Source organism: Acidimicrobiia bacterium (assembly GCA_016650365.1).
Taxonomy (GTDB): domain Bacteria; phylum Actinomycetota; class Acidimicrobiia; order Spongiisociales; family JAENVV01; genus JAENVV01.
The window spans coordinates 1-4,511 of record JAENVV010000246.1; the positions used below are offsets into that span (position 1 = coordinate 1).

Annotated in this window: 5 protein-coding genes and 2 rRNA genes; 1 reads left to right on the forward strand and 6 read right to left on the reverse strand. The window is 60.9% G+C overall.

Annotated elements, in window-relative coordinates; translation table 11 throughout:
* Window positions 1–12: 12 nt before the first annotated feature.
* Both JJE47_14090 and JJE47_14095 read right to left on the reverse strand, forming a co-directional pair.
* Window positions 13–216, reverse strand: a complete 204-nt coding sequence (locus tag JJE47_14090) for a hypothetical protein (GenBank protein MBK5268554.1) — start codon at window positions 214–216, stop codon at window positions 13–15.
* A gap of 99 nt (window positions 217–315) precedes the next feature.
* Complete coding sequence (locus JJE47_14095) at window positions 316–1,812, reverse strand: gamma-glutamyltransferase (protein MBK5268555.1); 1,497 nt, start codon at window positions 1,810–1,812, stop codon at window positions 316–318.
* 54 nt (window positions 1,813–1,866) lie between these two features.
* Between JJE47_14095 and JJE47_14100 the strand changes: the two genes are divergently transcribed.
* Entirely contained in the window at window positions 1,867–2,211 is a 345-nt protein-coding gene (locus tag JJE47_14100; protein ID MBK5268556.1) for a DUF1475 family protein, read from the forward strand.
* Here the strand turns inward: JJE47_14100 and JJE47_14105 are convergent.
* The 4 genes from JJE47_14105 to JJE47_14120 all read right to left on the reverse strand — a co-directional run.
* On the reverse strand, window positions 2,124–2,504 hold the full coding sequence (locus JJE47_14105) for a single-stranded DNA-binding protein (GenBank protein MBK5268557.1): 381 nt from the start codon (window positions 2,502–2,504) through the stop codon (window positions 2,124–2,126). The two genes, JJE47_14100 and JJE47_14105, sit on opposite strands and share 88 nt — an antisense overlap.
* 101 nt (window positions 2,505–2,605) lie before the next feature.
* Window positions 2,606–3,259, reverse strand: coding sequence for a hypothetical protein (locus tag JJE47_14110; GenBank protein ID MBK5268558.1), 654 nt, complete (start codon window positions 3,257–3,259; stop codon window positions 2,606–2,608).
* Window positions 3,260–3,990: 731 nt separating this feature from the next.
* Window positions 3,991–4,106: ribosomal RNA gene (gene rrf / locus JJE47_14115) — 5S ribosomal RNA — on the reverse strand.
* Window positions 4,107–4,192: 86 nt separating this feature from the next.
* Window positions 4,193–4,511 (reverse strand): 23S ribosomal RNA (locus JJE47_14120); the annotation flags it as partial.

Below are 4,511 nucleotides of genomic sequence, written 5' to 3' on the forward strand. Positions count from 1 at the left end.
GGATCAGGGCTTCTACGCAGCCAGTTTCGTCGCGTAGAGGCCCGATTGAGATGGAGGCTCTTCATCCTCAGCAGCGAGAGCTGCCGCCACATCGTCGAGGTCCTCAATGTCGGGATTCCAAACGGCTACCGGGCGCTGCGTCCAGTCATTTCGCAATCTCTGCGAAACCGAAATGTTCGGGAGGGTGGCTAGATGATCTGACCAGATCCAGGGCATTAGGAACCTCCAAAACTCGAACGGAATCTCTCCTACGGTACCGCACGTGTCAAGCCCGAAAAAGAGCCGTCCCGACGCGAGGGGCGGACGACTCTTGTCTCAAACTGAGGTGGAGGTACCACCCGAACGTCGACCGTCGGCCGCCACCGTGAACCCGCCGCCCGGATGCCACTCGGCGGCTCCTACGCCTCCAAAAAACATGTGCGGAGAGCTGAAGGGACGAGTCGGCAACCGGGAGTCCCCTAGCTCATACCCTGGCTCAAAACTGACGGTTGCCTGACCGTCCTCGGCAACCACGACGTGCGCCCTTGCACGGTCGATCGCTTCCGCCAGGGGAACACTTTCGAGCAGGTGATGCACCAATACCTGCACAATCGCCGTCGTGATCCGATCGGCGCCAGGTGATCCGATCGCCAGAACCCCGTCAACCGAGCGGGCCACGGTAGGAGCCATGTTCGACACGAGGCGGGATCCCACTTTCAGATTGTGAAAACCCGATCGATTCAGCTCGATTTCCCCGAGCGAGTTGTTCATCCATATTCCTGTGCCGGGGGGCATGACGCCGGACCCGTATCCCGCCGACATGGTCACGGCGCATCCGAATCCAGTGTCATCGACCGCCGATACGTGCACCGTAGATGGCGCAGTCAGCAGTTTCCTCCAATCGCCTTCATTGGCAAGTTCGATGAGGTCATTGATTGCGTCACCGCGATCGATAGCCGAATCAAGGTGTTGGCGCCGGAACCCCAGAACAGCTTGTTGGGCCCGCAGCAACTCACCCGAATCATCGCCGATCAAAGCCAGCATGGCGGTCACCGCCGCCCCACCGATCGCCGGCGCCGGGTTCGTCGCGACGACCCAATCGGCGACCGGGCTCATGAGCGGACGGCGATCGATCGCCACGAAATGTTCCAGATCGGCGCGAGTGATGAGACCGCCTGACGCTTCCATATCGTCTGCGATTACAGCCGCGATATCACCGACGTAGAAGGCGTCCGCTCCCTCTCTCGCAATGAAACGGAGGCTCTCGGCGAGATGGTCGATGTGCACGATATCTCCGGCTTTGAGCACCCCATCGGGTCCAGAAAGCGCCCGCGCACCCACCGGATCAAACGCGAAAATTGGCTCGAACGAGGTCTGTAGATAGTACGCACATGCCTCCGGGAGGGGAAACCCTCGCACCACATTGTCGATCGCCGGTTCAAAGAGGTCGTGCCACGACGCAACTCCGAACCGATTGGACGCCGAGGCAATCGCTTTGAGTCCACCCGGAGTCGCTACGGAGCCATGACCGACAATCGTGGTCAACTCTCCCCCGTACTCGAAGGTCACCGTCCGACCTCCCTGACCGAATCGATCCGCTGGCGCCCCCCGGCCCGGCATCTCCATGTATCCGTCGATGGTGATCGGGTCGTCGTCGGGTCCCCATATCGTCACGTACCCACCGGCTCCGAGTGCACAAACCCCCGGCTCGGTCACCATGGCGACCAGCAGGGAGGCCAGGGCGGCGTCAACGGCGTTACCACCCATCGCGGCAATGGCCGTTCCGGCGTCTGCGGCGTGTTGAGATGGAGCTGCAACAGCAACGTTGGGCATCAAAACAGGCTAGTGGGTTTACCGGTCTCGCCCGACCTCACCTAGCCTGGTCCGATGCCTACTGCTCGAGTTCTTGGACTTGTCACAACAGTCATCATGCTGGTTTCTCTCGGGGTGTCCGTCGCCACTGGCCACCTCACCACCGAAGGGAGCCTGATCCTCGGGTTGGCCTGGGGTCGGATGAGCCTGGTCGACCTCTATGTCGGAGCGGCCCTGGTCGGGGCATGGATTGCCCATCGAGAGCAATCAAGGATCCGCATATTGGCCTGGTGGGCAGGCCTTATCATCTTTGGACACCTCGCCTCGGCCATCTACGTCGTTGTAGCCGCCAGATCGCCCGACCGCGAGACCTTCTGGTCGGGCTCGAACCCCTCGAGAGACAGATCGGAAGCCCGGTAGACGACCTGTGAGGCGACCACCTCAAGTTGGCTCTTCTTCCCATCCAGGCTCGACCAGAATCGACGCTGAACCGTGCCTGCGATCCAAACCCTGGTCCCGCGATCGAGCTTCTTACGAATCAGCTTGGCCGGTGGGTCCCAATACTTGACATTGAGTGTGTCGGTACGGCGACGACCGTCGAGCACGGTTCTCACGGTCACCAGGTAGTCGAGCCGGCGCTTCCCGCTTTCGAACTCATGTAACTCAGGTGCCACCGCCAGGCTCCCCGACAATACGACCAAATTCAGATCCATCACATACCCCAAATCAGCTCGGGGAAGGCAGGTCCGCCCAACGTACCTGATCAGAGTGACAGATTCCTGTCGGTCACGATGGGCTCAGGAAACTGACTGACTTAGCTGAGTTCGTTGATCTCATTGACGAGTTCGATCAGGCCAGGGAAACCAATATCGCGATCTTCGATGGCTCTGCGTAGCTGGTCGGCAGTCTTCATGTCACCGAGCGCTACCGCAGCCCGGGCGGCGACATACCATTGACGAAGATCATTTTCGTGCGCATCAGGGTGAATTCGGCCCGGGTCGGTGATCTTCCACGCTTCGCGTGGTTGACCCTGATCAAGCAGGAACGAGCCGTATACAACTCTCAGCTCGACCTCCGCAGCCTTCGAGGCTCCCAACTCCCGGAGCATCGCCCAGACCTTGGGGACATCATCTGGGCGGCCCAGCGCTCGTAGGCAATCCATTTCGACGGCCAGGTGGGTCGTGTCGCCTGCGATTCTCCGGTAGGCACGTAGCTCACGGAGGGCTTCTTCCCAATTGCCCAGCCGATAGAGCGACAGGCCAAGCAGCTCGCGCACGGTCTCAGACCGCGTCGAGATGGACTTGGCGCGCAGTAACCGTTCCCGCGCGACCGTGTAGCGAGCATTCGCGAACGCATCGGCGGCGTCGCCAATCAAGGCAAGAAGAGCGTCGCGGCGGTCTTTGGGGGTGGTACGGATGACCTCATCGCGAATCCATTTGGGAAGATCGCCACCACCGGATCCTGACACCCTGAGCTGCTCCCGCTGACGCGGAGCCGACGTTTGACCACTCTTTTGGTATGGCCCTTTCTCACTTCCACCTGAACGGCGAGGATCCCCCGTTCTTCCACCTGACCGGCCTTCTGGCGACCGGCTACCCGAATCCCGACTATCAGACCGACGAGGGTCACCGCTGGATCGTCCACCGCTACCGGCACCGCGTGAATCGGGCGTTCTCCCGACCGCCCGCCCGGCCGACGAAGCACCGCCAGAACGACGGGCATCCCCGGAAACCGCCCTATCGGGGCGTCCCGAAGACCCGGAACCGGCGCCGCCAGAACGACGGGCATCCCCGGACGGTGCCTTGTCAGAGCGTCCCGAAGACCCGGAACCGGCGCGTCCGCGGTCGCTACCGCGTTGTTCTCCGCTGGGCCTTCCACCTGATTTACCGCTCGATGAACCTTTCGAGCCGCCAGTGGCCCTTGAACGCGAGCCGTCCCCGCCAGACGTGCTTCGTCCGGGCTCGGAACGGCCACCCTCTCCACCACCGCTCGACCCGCGACTGGTTCCACCGGCAGGTTTCCGGGCCGTCGGCTTCCTCGCAGCCGGTTTGCCGCCGGTTGCTCGGGCGGGTTTCGGTGTTCCACCGCGGTTTTGTCGTGGGTTACCGTCCGCCATGCGGGGTTGCTCCTTGGGTCAGAAAGATTGGGGGTGTTAACTGAGAAGGGCCAGCGTAGTCGCTGGCCCTTCTCCACGATAATGTCCGGCGGTGTCCTACTCTCCCAGGGGTACAACCCCAAGTACCATCGGCGCTGGCAGGCTTAACTTCCGTGTTCGGAATGGGAACGGGTGGTTCCCTGCCGCTATTGCCACCGGACAAACATTGCCTCAGTTGTATTCCCTGAGGACTGAATTTCGAAGCCTTTGAGACTTCCATAGCGAGCACTAAATATTTTTGAATTCAAGTCCAAGCCCTCGACCGATTAGTACCAGTCAGCTACATGCGTTACCGCACTTCCACTTCTGGCCTATCAACCTGGTCTTCTACCAGGGGTCTTACCCGGTTACCCGGTGAGAGATCTCATCTTAGGAGAGGCTTCGCACTTAGATGCTTTCAGCGCTTATCCCGTCCGAACGTAGCAAACCAGCCATGCCCTTGGCAGGACAACTGGCACACCAGAGGTTCGTCCATCCCGGTCCTCTCGTACTAGGGACAGCTTCCTTCAAATCTCTTACGCGCGCGACGGATAGGGACCGAACTGTCTCACGACGTTCTAAACCC

Bases quoted from the DNA above. Each gene is read 5' to 3' on its own strand.
- JJE47_14090 (MBK5268554.1), bottom strand. From the start codon at position 216: ATGCCCTGGATCTGGTCAGATCATCTAGCCACCCTCCCGAACATTTCG.
- JJE47_14095 (MBK5268555.1), bottom strand. From the start codon at position 1,812: ATGCCCAACGTTGCTGTTGCAGCTCCATCTCAACACGCCGCAGACGCC.
- JJE47_14100 (MBK5268556.1), top strand. From the start codon at position 1,867: ATGCCTACTGCTCGAGTTCTTGGACTTGTCACAACAGTCATCATGCTG.
- JJE47_14105 (MBK5268557.1), bottom strand. From the start codon at position 2,504: ATGGATCTGAATTTGGTCGTATTGTCGGGGAGCCTGGCGGTGGCACCT.